This is a genomic window from Nostoc sp. GT001, assembly GCF_030382115.1.
Lineage (GTDB): Bacteria > Cyanobacteriota > Cyanobacteriia > Cyanobacteriales > Nostocaceae > Nostoc.
Genome location: NZ_JAUDRJ010000003.1, coordinates 6,664,635 through 6,679,307, shown reverse-complemented (window position 1 = coordinate 6,679,307; position 14,673 = coordinate 6,664,635). Strand labels below are relative to the sequence as shown.

General features: G+C 42.6%; 14 protein-coding genes. All 14 read right to left on the bottom strand.

Features of this window, described 5'->3' with window-relative positions; all coding sequences use genetic code 11:
• Positions 1-20: 20 nt before the first annotated feature.
• Entirely contained in the window at positions 21-182 is a 162-nt protein-coding gene (locus tag QUD05_RS31130; RefSeq protein WP_289794484.1) for a hypothetical protein, read from the bottom strand.
• Between the two features lie 195 nt (positions 183-377).
• Positions 378-659 (bottom strand): hypothetical protein, encoded by a 282-nt coding sequence (locus tag QUD05_RS31125; protein WP_289795576.1) that lies wholly within the window; start codon positions 657-659, stop codon positions 378-380.
• Positions 660-778: 119 nt separating this feature from the next.
• Positions 779-1,186 (bottom strand): transposase family protein, encoded by a 408-nt coding sequence (locus QUD05_RS31120; RefSeq protein ID WP_289795575.1) that lies wholly within the window; start codon positions 1,184-1,186, stop codon positions 779-781.
• Between the two features lie 439 nt (positions 1,187-1,625).
• Entirely contained in the window at positions 1,626-2,150 is a 525-nt protein-coding gene (locus QUD05_RS31115) for a hypothetical protein (RefSeq protein ID WP_289799420.1), read from the bottom strand.
• Positions 2,151-2,223: 73 nt separating this feature from the next.
• Positions 2,224-3,237, bottom strand: a complete 1,014-nt coding sequence (locus tag QUD05_RS31110; RefSeq protein ID WP_289799419.1) for a condensation domain-containing protein — start codon at positions 3,235-3,237, stop codon at positions 2,224-2,226.
• A 20-nt stretch (positions 3,238-3,257) separates the two neighbouring features.
• Positions 3,258-7,298 (bottom strand): aminotransferase class III-fold pyridoxal phosphate-dependent enzyme, encoded by a 4,041-nt coding sequence (locus QUD05_RS31105; RefSeq protein WP_289799418.1) that lies wholly within the window; start codon positions 7,296-7,298, stop codon positions 3,258-3,260.
• Entirely contained in the window at positions 7,288-8,013 is a 726-nt protein-coding gene (locus QUD05_RS31100; RefSeq protein WP_289799417.1) for an acyltransferase domain-containing protein, read from the bottom strand. The genes QUD05_RS31105 and QUD05_RS31100 overlap by 11 nt, the downstream gene beginning before the upstream one ends.
• A gap of 214 nt (positions 8,014-8,227) precedes the next feature.
• Positions 8,228-9,637, bottom strand: coding sequence for a type I polyketide synthase (locus tag QUD05_RS31095; RefSeq protein ID WP_502911422.1), 1,410 nt, complete (start codon positions 9,635-9,637; stop codon positions 8,228-8,230).
• Between the two features lie 54 nt (positions 9,638-9,691).
• Positions 9,692-11,149, bottom strand: a complete 1,458-nt coding sequence (locus QUD05_RS31090; protein ID WP_289799416.1) for an acyl-CoA-binding protein — start codon at positions 11,147-11,149, stop codon at positions 9,692-9,694.
• Positions 11,150-11,162: 13 nt separating this feature from the next.
• Positions 11,163-12,626, bottom strand: coding sequence for a fatty acyl-AMP ligase (locus tag QUD05_RS31085; RefSeq protein ID WP_289799415.1), 1,464 nt, complete (start codon positions 12,624-12,626; stop codon positions 11,163-11,165).
• Positions 12,535-12,900, bottom strand: a complete 366-nt coding sequence (locus QUD05_RS31080; protein WP_289799414.1) for an AMP-binding protein — start codon at positions 12,898-12,900, stop codon at positions 12,535-12,537. Before QUD05_RS31080 ends, QUD05_RS31085 begins: the two co-directional genes overlap by 92 nt.
• A gap of 23 nt (positions 12,901-12,923) precedes the next feature.
• Complete coding sequence (locus QUD05_RS31075; protein ID WP_289799413.1) at positions 12,924-13,418, bottom strand: 2OG-Fe(II)-dependent halogenase WelO5 family protein; 495 nt, start codon at positions 13,416-13,418, stop codon at positions 12,924-12,926.
• Complete coding sequence (locus QUD05_RS31070) at positions 13,402-13,782, bottom strand: 2OG-Fe(II)-dependent halogenase WelO5 family protein (protein ID WP_289799412.1); 381 nt, start codon at positions 13,780-13,782, stop codon at positions 13,402-13,404. Before QUD05_RS31070 ends, QUD05_RS31075 begins: the two co-directional genes overlap by 17 nt.
• 145 nt (positions 13,783-13,927) lie before the next feature.
• Positions 13,928-14,251 carry a hypothetical protein gene (locus QUD05_RS31065; protein ID WP_289799411.1) on the bottom strand — a complete coding sequence of 108 codons (324 nt, stop codon included), beginning with the start codon at positions 14,249-14,251 and terminating at the stop codon, positions 13,928-13,930.
• Positions 14,252-14,673 lie beyond the last annotated feature (422 nt).

The following is a 14,673-nucleotide window of genomic DNA, read 5'->3' as shown; positions in this document are numbered from 1 at the left end:
TCGGGCGAGAAAAAGTTTTCTCACTCGACCATTGGACTCACAGGCATTGGGCAAAAGGAGTCGGAGTGGTCAAATAGCGCATCAAAAATCATTTGAAGTTGGTTAGCCATCAGCCTTAACGCTTCGGGAAGAGTCCGACAATTTAACTGACGAGCCAGGGAAACTAAAAACTGTCTGACCATCGCCCAATTAGCTGGTGAAAAACCGCCAGTATGAATACAGTTATCTTCATTTAAAGTTACATCCTTGACCCAATGAAGTTGATTTTCAATTGACCAATGACCACGAATAATCTCCGCGAATTCTGAAGCTGAATAATTTCAGCTACTTAAATAAAAGTGTTGTTCATGATAGTCAACAATCTGGCGACGACAATTCTATCCTTGAGGTCGAGTTCCATATCTGTTAACCTCAATTAAACTTTTAGCGCCAACCCAATCAGGTAGTGACTCAAATGGAATTGGATAGACTTTGACTTGACGAGTAGTCTTTCGTCCATGTAAATTTTCATCATGGTAATTGGTATCGATAGCGATTGAGGATTCAGCTAGCTCAGTAGCTACTTTCAGGAGATTTGGCTGGTTTCTTTTAATAGTAATAATGTAGTCATTTTCTCCCTCGATAATCAGCTCAACAGTTTTTTTGGCAATGTAGTGCATCGGCTGTAATCACGATATGATGCCCATAAAGCTTTTTAATTAGCTCTTCTACCACACTAATCTCACTGTTTTTGTTATTTTCCATAGCTTGATGTCTGATTACCCATCCTTGCTGATGACTATAAACTGAAAACTGAAACGATACTCACAAAGTTTTGATAGGATTGATTTCCCCCGGTTACAGTACTTTTAATACATTTCCCATCGATGGCAAATAATTCTTTGAAATTAATTGGCAAACTCTTTTCTGCCCAGACGTTAAACAGTTCAGCTAATATCTGAAAATCAATTGACATCATAATATTTCTGAATGTTGATGCTGACGGAAATTGAATATCTGGAGATAAATCTAATAATTTGATTAGAGATAATCGATGATTTTTTGTGAACTCAGCTAAAGGTTTATACCCCCAATATCCTGTACAACTACCTAACAAAACTATAGTTAGTATTATCCAAAGTCTATGTCTAATACCTCTAGCATGTCGATAATCGGGAACCCCTTGGATTGCTTCGATTAAATTCATTCCTAACTTTCCTCTGGGAGAACCGTGTTTTTCTTAAGGAATCATCCTTCTATGTTATATTTTCTCTCTCGACAATTAATCCACCCTGCACACGCCAGTCGCTCATGGGGGAAACCCCCAAGACCGCGCTGGCTCCCCTTAATCCCCTCCCCGCTCTTCGGGAGGGGAGACAAAGCGTAGCTTTGGCGGGGGTGGGGTTCTTCGGGTTTAATAAGCAATCAAGCGGACATGATATAACTCAACAAATAAAGTCCGCAAAAACGGACTTTTCCATTATTAAATGACCGCTTTCCAGAACAAGAACCTTTTGCCTTACGATTTGATCGGCTAAAAGATATCAAATGGGTTCTATATTGCTCTATGCAACAGTTGGTAAACAGGCATCCGGCTTATTTGCAATTAATTTGAGCCACTAACTATGAATTATTTCCCAATAACTCTATTGATAATCACGCCCCGAATTTCGCAAAATCTTGTTTTCAACAACAATTATGAATCCAGATAATTTTCCATCTGGTAGCTTAAACTTTTGTAACGTCCTGATTCTTTCAGTATCACTAATTAAGTTGATAGTTTCTAATGCTAATGGAAAACCTGTTATCTTATCTGATACTCTAATCATGATAATATTATCACTATATTCTTCTACTATCATCTGAAAATTGCAATAAGGATAATCGGGACTTTCAAAAAGTACCTTACCTACCCCCACAGCCTTGCCAAAAAAACTTATGTTAACAATTTTACCATCAGGATATTTATTCTGATTAGTTTGTACCCATTGATTATTAATAATATTTTGATTTAAAAGTGATGTGAATCTCTCAATTTCATTACCATTTTCATCTAGGCGAATCCAGTTTCCTTCCCAAGTGCCTACAAATCTTGGCAAAACTTTAAAAGTTTCTAATTTAATTTGAAGATTTGGATCAAAACTAGGCAAATTTGTCATTGGGTTATTCATGATTGTTTAGAAAAATCTCATTTTGTCAGCAAATATAATTTTAGATTCAAAGTATTCATAAATACTTTTGATATTATATAGAATTTCTCTTAAAGTTTTTTAACTTTTGCATACTAGCCACTGCTAATTTTTGTTCTTCTCCAATCTGTTTTTGTCCATCTACTTGAGTCAGTTTTTCGGCGATCGCATCTAGGCTGATATCGGGCTGTTTTATGACAGTGTGGAAAATGGTTTCCAATTGCTGCATCCAGAGCCGAATTGTAGAGGCACTATAAATATCTGCGTTGTAATTACACTTCAATGATAGTTTCCCATCGCTCTCAACCATATTCCAAGTTAGTTCTCTCCGAGCAATGCCAAGATAATTTGTCAAGCCCTCAACTTTCAGCCCAAAAAATTTTAGTTCAACACCAAATTTATCCATACCAACTAATGTTGTAATCAGAGGTGGTCGGCTGGGATCGCGCTTAATATTCAGTTCCTTGAGCAATTGGCTAATCGGATAATTTTGATGCTCATAGCCCTGCAAAACTACCTTTTTAATAGTATTGAGATAGTCACTAAAACTTTGGTTTTTAACTACAAAGCGCAATGGCAATACATTAGCACAATAGCCAACTAGGTCTTTATCTTCTACACAAGTTTGTCCAGCCGTAGGAACACCAATCACGATGTCATTTTGACCAGATAAGTGATGTAATAACAAATTTAAGACAGCAATTAAGGTCATAAACAAGGTACATCTATGCTGATTGCTGAAGCTTTTTAACTCACGCAAACATTCAGCATCAACGAGTAGCGTTTGTTCAACCCCAGCATAAGTTTGTACTTGGGGACGCGGGTAATCTGTTGGCAACTCTAAGACGGGAATTGAATCAGCAAATTGTCCTAACCAGTAAGATTTGTCTGCTAGCATTTTCTCAGTTTGAATTTGCTGTTCTTGCCAGTTTATGTATTGCCGGAATTGCATTGGTTCTTCCATTTCATCTGGAATATTCTGACATTCTGCTGAATATATCGCACCCAAATCCTTGAAGATGACATCAATTGACCAGCCATCAATAATAATGTGATGAACTGTCAGCACCAATAGATGCAGTTGTGGCTCTAGCTTAAGGATATGGACGCGTAATAGAGCCCAACACTAAAGTCGAAAGGTTTGCGTCCCTCTTTTTCTAGCCACTTAGCGACTTGAACTTTGCAGGTGCTACTATCCCAATTTGAGAAATCAATTATCGGAATATCGATTTTCACAGAAGGTAATATCTGCTGACAATTACTTTGAGTGCTGATAATAGTTCGTAAAGCCTCATGGCGATTGACAATTTTTTGCACAGCCTGATACATTGCCTCTAAGTCAAGTGACCCCTGTAATTGCAGACTTACAGATTCGTTGTAGGCAATTGAACCTTCTTCGCTCATCTGCGCCAACACCCAGAGTTGTTTTTGAGCCTCAGTTAGGGGGATTTTTTGTGCTGCTTCAGCGACAATTACGGACTGTTGGGGTAAAACTGCAAACATCTGCGAGGTAGCAGGAATAGTCATTACTTCTCTAAATCCGCTCTCCTCTAATAAGGTTTGCCATTGGGAAGCATCAAGCAATGGGTAAGATGGTCGCAAATTGGAATCGCCAAATTTCCACCACCCCTGAGTTAATCCAAATATTAAATCCAGCCAACGCTGGCGAGTTGTCCCTTCCATCAGCACTAGCAGTCCCCCTGGAAGCAATAACTGCAACACCTGTTTCAGGGAATTACGCAAATCTGCGGTGGCGTGCAAGACATTAGCCGCCACAATGATATCGTATTGATGAGAATCAAAACCTTGAGCTTCAAGCTCTTGTTCGATGTCTAATATTTCATAACCTACAAATGGATAATCGCCAAATTTCTGCCTAGCTTTGGCAAGGAATAAGGGGGACAAATCGGTAAATAGATATTTTGTTTGTCGTTCGGGCAGATGAGGCAGGATATGGGCTGTTGTTCCCCCAGTCCCAGCGCCAATTTCGAGAATTCCGACGTTACTACCCTTGGGCAAATTTTCCAGTGCGATCGCAATTGTTTTTTGTACCATAGCGTTCATGATTCGTGCTACGGGTGAATCCTGATACAGCTTGGTTAAACTTGTTGAGTCGCCATTGGGGAATAATAACTCTAATGGGTGACGTTTTCCTTGTAACACCTGTGCTAGTTCTTGTCCGCAACGCTGTAGCAAAGATAACTCTGCTTCTAAAGCTGGGTACTCACTTAAAATTTCCCCGGCCTGAAAATGTTCAATTTTCGGGACTCGCATCACTTCCCAGCCATCGCTAACTGGACGCAGTATTCCTTCTTCTGCCAATATCTCCAGGAGGCGACCTAGTAAGCGTTGGTGTTGGTTAACCACACCCAACTGTTGAGCGATCGCTACCAATGTAAACTCCTTACCTGGGTGAAACTCCCAACCCATTGATTGGAAGGCTTTGAGGATATAAGTCAGGCTCAAAGCTTCTAGTTTAGTTAATCCTTGTTGATAAGCTTCTAAGTCTTCCTGGACAATTAATTGTTGGAATTGGGGTGTAAGGCGATCGCTAATTTCTTTTGGGCTTGGGAAGTGAAGTGGTGCTTTCTTTGACGGCGTGACAGGTAGTTCACTTGCTGGCGACTTACTCCCACCTTTGAGCAAAAAACCTCCTTGTCGCAGTTCCTTGATACTATCTTTGACTGCCTGGATGATGCGATCGATATCTGCATGGGTATGTGCAGTTGAGAGAAAGCAGTTACGCCCTTCCCAAATGTAAATGCCTTTTTCTAGTAAATGATAAAACAGCAAGTCTATATTTTCTGAGGAAGCGAAGCGAAATAGGGAGCCAAAATGGACTAACTCTATCGGTACATTCTCCGCTTGGAAGTAAGCATTCAGGGTTGCCGCTAACTCAGAGGTATTATGGTTTAATTGCTGTTGCAGGCCAAAACCTTCTTGCTTGAGATGTTGCAATACTGCCCGTGCTGCCGCCATTCCTAGATGATTTTTATTAAAGGTTCCAGCGAAAAAAGTCTTTTGTGCTTGAGGATAGGAGGCATTACCATAGTTCCATATCCCGCCGTCAATGCCATTCATGTAATCCCTCTTACCAGCGATGACTCCCATCGGTAGTCCGCCGCCGATAATTTTGCCATAGATTACCAGATCCGCTTCAATCCCACAGTAAGCCTGAAAGCCTCCTGGATGGATGCGGAAACCTGTAATTACTTCATCGAAAATTAGGGCAATTCCCTCAGCTTGTGTCAATTGCCTCAACTGTTGTAAAAACCCTTGGGGTTGTAAATGAGGATGGCGACTTTGCACTGGTTCAACCAATACAGCCGCCAGTTCGCCAGCATGAGTCCGTAAAATATCCAGGGATTGGGGATTGCCATAATCCAGTACCAGCACATCGGCAACTGCATAAGGTGAGATCCCTACAGTCATTGGTACAGTATTCGTCTCACCTTGGACTGCCCTAGCTAAGACTCCATCGAAATGACCATGATAGGAGCCAGTAAATAGAGCAATCTTATTCCGGCCAGTCGTTGTCCGTGCCAACCGCAGCGCTGTCATCACCGCTTCTGTACCTGTATTACAGAAAGTGACTCGCTCCATATTAGTTAATTCACAGATTAACCCAGCTACCTCTGTTGCCAGATTGGATTGAGGCCCTAGTTGTATTCCTTGGTGAATCTGTTCTGTCAAGGCTTGAGTTATAAATGGTGCATCATGACCAAACAGCAACACCCCAAACCCCATCGAGATGTCGATATACTCGTTACCATCAATATCCCAAAATTTTGCACCTTTTGCTCGTTCTCCAATAATCGGATAGACCATTTCTTTGATGGAAGGGCGGAATCCAGCCACAGCCCTACTATCAGCCAGAAGAGAGCGGCTGATTTCGGCTCGTTGCTTAGATTGTTGCGTCCGTTTGGTATAGCGGGCGATCAGTGCTTGTAAATGGCGCTGTTGTTGTGGGTTCAGTTCCCTAATTTGAGTTTCTGAAACTAGCTGCTGATTTGGTTTGCCGTTCTGGTAATAATTAACAGTAGGTGCAGTTGCTTGCTGTGGGGATAAAGAACCTCCATTTGAGGGTGATGATACCTGCGCTTGATTACTTCCCTTACCCTGTAATAGTTCTAGCTGCTGAGACATTAGCTGAGACATCACTTGAAGTTGCTGTGACATAATTCGCTCTAATGCTGACTCATGCAAAGTTTCTGGTGAATTGGGAATTACTGTATTCGCAATTTGTGGGGTTAATTGCTCTGGCTGTGTAGGCTGAGACTCTAATTCCGGGGAAGGTACATTCTGAGCAATGTAAGTTGCTAACGCCTCAATGGTTCTATATTCTTCAAATAGCTGGCTAATAGATATCTTAATGTTATATGTGTTTTCAATCGCTGCGATCGCATCAATGAGGATCAGCGAATCAGCCCCCATTTCCAAAAAAGGTGTGTGAATATCTATTTCATTAGGATCTAATTGCAGTAATTTACTGATAATAGAACCCAATGTGACTAAAATTTGCTGTGGTGGTTTGGTGTGAGAAATTGCATCTGTCTGGAACTGGGATACCTTGGCATCTAATTTCTGTTCATCCATGACTTGAGTTGTATCTTGAATCCAGTAACGTTGACGTTGGAAGGGATAGGTAGGAAGCGATCGCTTATTTCTGGAATAATCTCGATCGAATCCCCTCCAGTTAATATTTACCCCTTGCACGTACAGAGCAGATAAGCTCGAAAGCAACACTTGCCAATCCTCTTGTCCTGGGGATAGGGAAGGGAGCCAGGTTGCATGACTTTGCTGGCATTTTTGGCCCATTCTGGAGAGGATGGGCTTGGAACCGATTTCTAAAAATAAGTTATAGCCTTGAGCAAATAAACTATTTATCCCCGCCATGAATTTTACTGGTTCTCTGGTATGCCGTCGCCAATAATTGGCATCAGGGATATATTCAGAGGGCAGCATTTCGCCTGTGAGGTTAGAAATTAGGGGTAGGCGTGGAGTTTGAAACTTTACTTGGCTGGCCTCAGTCTCAAAGCTATCCAGCATCGGGGCGATGAGTGGGGAATGAAAGGCGTGAGAAACTCGCAACTGTTGAGTTTTGATTCCTTGGGCTGACTCAGGCGGCAACTAGTGCCCTGACTGGCGATCGCAGACCGGAAATGACAATATTCTCAAGTCCATTAATCGCGGCAATGGCAACTTCTGAGGAGTATGGTTGAATTGCTGCTTTTACCTGACTTTCAGAGGCAAAGACAGCGACCATTTCACCAGTTTGGGGCAATGACTGCATCAAACTAGCTCTTTTTGCCACTAGCTTTAGACCTTCTTCCAGGCTAAATACCCCCGCCACACAAGCGGCGACATATTCACCCAAACTGTGACCAATTACGACGTGAGGGATAACACCCCAAGACTGCCATAATTCGGCGAGGGCATATTCTAGGGCAAATAAAGCGGGTTGGGTATAGGCAGTTTCGTCTAAAAGTGAACTTTCAGCATCGGTTGCATAGAGGATTTCCAGCAACGGCTTGTCCAAATAGGGACGGAGAATTTCATCGCAACGTTCGAGAGTTTTGCGGAAGGTAGGCTGGGTTTCGTAAAGTTGACGACCCATGCCTACGTATTGTGACCCCTGTCCGGTGAATAAAAAGGCTATTTTCAAGGACTTGCGGCTGGCAACCTTACCAGCCAATATTCCAGTCATTGCCTGATTCTCAGTTAAATTACTGAGGCGATCGCCTAACTGTTTGCTTGATTGCGCGACAATTGCCAACCGATGGGCAAAATGCGATCGCCCCGTGTTGGCACTAAAGCAGACATCTGCCAAAGATACATCAGACATCTCCGGAAAAGATTTAGAAACTTTAAACTCATCTGCAGACCTAACCCCCCTACCCCCCTTCCCTACAAGGGAAGGGGGAATTAAAGCCTCTCCCCGAAGCGGAGAGAGGTTTGGAGAGGGGTCATCAGCCGCAAAGAAATCAGCATAACGTTGCGCCAATTCCTGCAAAGCCGCCTCATTCTTAGCCGATAGAGTCAGAAGATGCAGCGATCGCTCAACTTGAAAAATCCCCCCCGCTCCCCTGCCCCCCTGCTCCTCGGTAACAGAGCGACTTGCCCTGAGCGGAGCCGAAGGGAGCCGAAGTGCTGCCCCCCCTGCCCCCCTGCTCCCCTGCTCCTCCGCTCCCTTCAGGCGAAGCTTCTAAAATCAGATGAGAATTAGTGCCACCAAAGCTAAACCCACTCACACCAGCCAAAAGGCGATCGCTAGGCCAAGGTTGACATTCCCCAGGAATAAAAAATGGTGTTCCATCTAAACCTAGATGGGGATTTAACTGCTGCAAGTGGAGGTGGGGGGGAATTTTCTTGTGTTGTAGCGATAACACTACCTTAATTAAACCTGCTACCCCAGCGGCTGGTTCTAAATGACCAATATTTGTTTTCACCGAGCCAATTCCACAGCGTTGTTCAGGGGAACGCCCCGACATCAATACTGCTTTTAACGCTCTAATCTCAATTGGATCTCCTAGAGGAGTACCAGTTCCGTGGGCTTCTATATAGCTAATCTCTGCGGGTGCGACACCAGCGTTTTTTAAAGCTTGGCGAATCACTGCCTGTTGAGCCAAGCCATTCGGTGCTGTAATCCCGTTACTGAGTCCATCGTGATTAACTGCCGAACCTTTAATTACTGCTAAGATGCGGTCTCGATCCTGAATGGCATCACTGAGGCGCTTGAGAATCGTAATACCGCAACCCTCACCCCGGACGTATCCATTGGCACTAGCATCAAAGGTTTTACATCGACCATCAGGAGCCATCATCCGGGCTTGGGAGAAGGTAATTGTCATGTCTGGCGATAGCATCAGGCTGACACCGCCAGTAATTGCTAAGTTAGACTCCCCACTTTGCAAACTTTGACAAGCAGAGTGAATTGCTACCAAGGATGAGGAACAAGCTGTTTCGATAGCCATACTTGGCCCATGCAAATCCAGCAGATAAGATAAGCGATTAGCGGCAATGCTCAGAGTCAGACCAGTGCCATTATGAATATTGATGTTGGCTAAATCACTACATAAAAATCTGCCGTAGTCGTAGTTGCCAATGCCAATAAAAACACCAGTTTGGCTACCCGCGAGACTTTCTGGTGCGATCGCGGCATCTTCTAAAGCCTCCCAAGCTACTTCCAAAACCAGTCTGTGCTGGGGGTCTATGCGTTCGGCTTCACGGGGAGAAATCCCAAAAAAATTGGGGTCGAATCGATCTACTTGATCTAAGAAACCGCCCCAGCGAGTGTTCATTTTCCCTGGAGTAGCCGGATCGGGATCGTAAAAAGCCTCAACATCCCATCGGTCTTTTGGCACTTGAGCGATCGCATCGATGCCATTATGCAAAAGCTTCCAGAATGATTCGGGATTATTAGCATGAGGAAAACGGCAACCGATGCCTATAATCGCTATGGGTTCCACTTTTGACCTTTTTTGTGTATATTACAACATCATTTTTTCGGTACTTACAGAAGTTTACGCCAAAACTTGCATTTCCTCTGCTATGTGTTGGGCTAAAGCCTCAATAGTCGGGTATTCATATACTAGAGTCGGAGCAAGTTTATATCCTGTCGCAGCTTCTAGATCGCCAATTAGAACAGTTCCTTCTGCTGAGGATAAACCATAACGTTGGAAGGGAATTTTCACTTCTATTTCATCTGGTTGCGTGTCCAACAGTTCAGACAGATAAGAAATTAACCAACTTTCAATATCCGCTGCTTTTAATACTCCCTTGTTTACTGTACTAGTATTGCTTCTACTGCTGACATCTTTGGGATTTTTTCGTGGCAAACTCCTTACTAATTGGTTATACCGCTTCATTGCTTCTGTAGTACTCATGCCTTGATATCGATTCCACGCTTGCCATTGAATATATTTACGCGGATGCAAAATTGGATTTGGTTCTTCTTCTTGACAATCTCCTTCTAAAACCTGTTTTTCCAAACCGTAAATTTCTAGTTGTAGTTTGTCTTCTGGGATATTTACATGACCAAACCGCACCAAATTAGACATGAGTTGAAATTCTACTTCCGTCTCATCTAAATCATGCTCATCTCTAACTACGTTATGTCTATAATCATCACGTCCAGAAACTAAAATACAAAAATGCCTTTTGATGTTGTGGGCATTTTCATCAATAAAATCCCCTTGCCAGCGATAGGGATAAACCTGGGTACTTGGACGCACATAACGGCCAATAATCGCCAAGCGACGACGATTTGAGTGATTGGGTAGGGAACAGTGCATTGTACTTTCAGTAAAGACGATCGCTTGACCTGCCTTGACTGGCACTGATTCTACTTCCCAGTCATTTTCATCAAATTCATAAGATAAGGAGTATTGTTGCTCTTTTTGCCAAACTGTTTTATGGGCACTAATGCCAGCAAACACACCTTCAGATGCCGGAACACTCCCTTTTAATATTTTAAATATTCGTTGATGCGATCCATTGGCGAAACGCATACAACCATTTTCCAGGTCGGCATCTTCCAAGGCCACCCAGACTGTTAAATTTAAAGGGTCTTCGTCTTGAGAATAAACTAAAGTTTTCTTAGCAAAGTCGATGTCACTTGATGTATAAAACTCTTTCGCTTGATGCCATTTAATTTCCCCTTGTCCGGGCATTTTACAAAAGACATTGGTATACCAAAGCAATAAGTTTTCTCCAGCGATTTGGTTTAAGCGCTGAATTAGTTGTGGATGTTGAAATAGTTCTGCTATTGGTTTATGAAATAGATAATGATCGCGGGGAGTTTCTAAATTAAGAACATTATTATAAAATGTGATAATTTCCTGTCCGTCTGCTTCTTTGATAATGCGGCTATTAGTTTCTAAACATTCCTTTACTGCGGCAATTTCTGCTGGTGCAAAGATATCAACTGGGCCGACCCATCCTTTTTGTTGGAAATGTTTAACTTGGTCTTGATTTAACATATTATCTCTATCTTTAGATGGTTGTTGTTAATTTCGGAGATTTTTCTGATGTTAATAAATTCAGTGTGTTATTCAAAAAATTTTGACGGCAAGCTTGACGCTGAATCTTACCACTAGAAGTTTTAGGAACGGTTCCCGTTTTTACTAATAAAACAGTATGAGTTCGGATCTCATGTTCTGCTGCCACCGCTTGACGAATGTTACCAATTACTTCATTGACATCTAGCCGTCGCAGATAACTCCGCTCTACTTCTTGAACTACAACTAACTGTTCCTCACCTTTAAATTCCACTGCAAAGGCTGCCCCACAACTGGGTCGCAATGCGGGATGACTATTTTCAATGGTTAATTCAATATCTTGGGGATAATGGTTGCGTCCTTGAATAACGATCGTATCTTTCAACCGCCCTGTAACGAATAATTCGCCATCCTTAATAAATCCTAAGTCGCCTGTACGGAGAAACATTCTAGAATCACTATCTTTTAGGGTTGCTTGAAAGGTTTTTTGTGTCTCTTGGGGGTTTTTCCAGTAGCCTTGAGCAATAGTAGAACCTGATACCCAAATTTCCCCGACTTGTGAATCTTGGCATCGAATAAACGATTCAGGATGAACGATCGCAATTTGTGTATCAATCTCGCTACGTCCACATCCCACCAATGTCTGCACATTTTGTTGATTTAATCTCGCCTCTACCACTCGATTTTCTGCTAGTGCATCTGTATCAACTCGCAAGAATACAGGCGGATCTTGTTGACGCACCGCCGCCACTTTCAGGGTGGCTTCTGCCAAACCATAACCGGGACAGAAGGCTGTTAAATCAAATCCACAGGGTTTAAAGGTTTCGGCGAACCGTTGTAGGACATCTGCCCTCACAGGTTCAGCACCATTTAAAGCCATTTGCCAGCTACTCAAATCCAAGGTAGCCTTTTGTGCTGCGGTGATTTTCCGCACGCATAGATCGTAGGCAAAATTCGGTGCGCCGCTATGACTAGCTTTGTAAGTCGAAATCGCCTGTAGCCATCGTATGGGTTTATGCAAAAAGGACACAGGAGGCATCATGTAGCAAGAACAACCTTTATATAAGGGTTCGATGACTCCATAAATTAGCCCCATATCATGAAAAGTGGGTAGCCAAGTGACAATAATACTATCTGCTGTGTGGTTCCATCCGCGATCGAGGTCGGTACAGTTGGATAGGAGATTGCCGTGGCTGACCATCACTCCCTTGGGAGTGCCTGTAGAGCCGGAGGTGTACTGGAGAAGAGCTAGGGTATGGCTATTGACAATAGGTTTCTGCCATGCATCTGCTAAATCTGCATCAATGTCATCGGTGGCTAACCAACGCAACTGGGCTAACTCTGGGTGTTCTACCAACCAATGCTGACTATTGGCTAAGACAGATGTGGTTGTGAGGGCAAAGGTTGCTTCTGCATCTTTGAGCCATCGCCAACAGCCTAGACTTTGACTGATTGGCACGGAGGGGATAGGCGGGAATAGCTACAACTCCAGCCAACAAACATCCGAAAAAAGCGGCAATGAATTCTAAACCTGGTGGATACAGTAGTAAGGCTTGTTGACCTATGGCATTAAAACTCTGAAGTTTGGCGGCGATCGCCTGTGCTAATCGCTGCAATTCTTGATAACTTAGAGTATGCGCTGCAATTTCTCCATCCTGAAGAAAAGTGTAATTTTTATCAGGCTGCGATCGCGCTCTTTCACTCAAAGCATCTACTAAGGTAGAAAATTTCATGCCGTTATTGCTCTCTTAATTCCCTAACTCCAGTAGAAAAGTTTTTCACGCTCCTTGGAGAAGGCAAGAAATCCACCTACGGTAATCCGACGGCGAGAACCTTCAACCGCAGAAACACGATGCAAAATCCTCCCCGCATCAAAGACTACTAAAGAACCAGCTTCTGGACTGAGGAACATTTGGTCATAATCTTCCATAACTGAGGCAATCAGTTGACCGTTCACTAAACCATTTTTCCTTGTTCCCCCATGTTCCTTATCGGGCCATTCTGTCTCTGACCACTCTAAATCATAGAGAATCAACTCTCCCCCAGCATTAGCAGCACTCAGCACTACAAAATAGCTGAGATGATCTTCGGGTTCAACTATGGTTTCTAAGTGGCGATACCCTGGTGTGCAATGCAGAAATTGATTTTCAAAATGCCAGCCCATCTCCTGGCCAGTTTTTAAAACTCGAATTGTCGTTGGAGTATAGGCGTAGCCGTCGGGGGTAACGGGAAGTTCAACGGGCCGACTCACCAGACATTGCACCGAGAACTTCTGTTAGCCGCGTCTCGAAATCGGCTCCTCCACTGAAGAGTTGACGGCAATATTTCCGAAAATCAACTGCTTCTTCACAATATTGAGTAATATCGGCATCGCATACATATAATGCTGGGCCGTAAATCAGAACATCCCCAAAGGGCGAACCAGGAAATGGGTCTTTGCGCGTTAGCCGACTGACGACTCTAGAGATATCTTCTTGAGAAAGAAAATTTTTGACTATTAGACCATGAACCTGGCGATCGCAAATATCTATAATTCCTTCTGGATAGTTACCAATTTCGCTAACATCCAGTTCAACAAAATTATATAAGGACTTGGCTACAGGAGACTTAATCATGATTTCGCCAAAAACAAATTTTTACAAACTCTACTAATTGTTCTTTTTGTTCAAGAAGGCTTGTAATCGATACATCTCAGACTATCCTGTTTTTTGAAAACCTGAGATGTATCAAATTTCAAATCAAAGATTTCGCACTCAGATTTTAGCTGGCACTAATTGCACTTCCAAAATGACAAGAGGTACTACAGTAGGTATCCGCCATAGCAGCTATGATAGGGTTGATTTCATATTGGACTTTCAGAGAGTCGATATACGTACTCACATCTGCTTCTGAAACATCAAAGCCCTTAGATTTAGCTACTTTAGACAACTCTTGTGCTACTTTTGCAACTTTTTCTTCTGGAGATCCCTGAAGATTAGTTAAAGCTTTTTGCAATTCTGCACCTACTCCTGATGAGTCGCTAGCTGGATTGTTATTTTCTGTCGTAATATTTTTTACGAAGTCAGTAAATTGTGCTATTGACATATTGTTTCTCCTTGTAATCTTGTCCTCTGTTTTTAAGAAACACATTTTATAATCCTCCTTCTCTAAGAATTTGAGGATTTATATTTCAGTGTGTTTCTTTCATAATTATTGCGGCAGCGAAAAAACTTCTCTGTTAGAGGTTATTAAGAAATACACACATTTTATAAACCTGATTCAGTCAGGATCTGAGGTTTTAAATTTCAATGTATTTCTTCCATTTTTTGTTAGCGCATAGGGGGCGCTAATCAAAAGCTCATATCTGGTGCCATTGTCTGATTGCAAGCTTTAAAATTGCATTGTTTGTTGCTAGTCATTACTGGTTGTTCGCTTAAATCCTGAATTTATAAGCTGTAGACATTGCCCAGTTTCAGGTTGTCGAAAATAGCGCCAGATTTGGTCTCTGTCAAAATTGAGAGAATTTT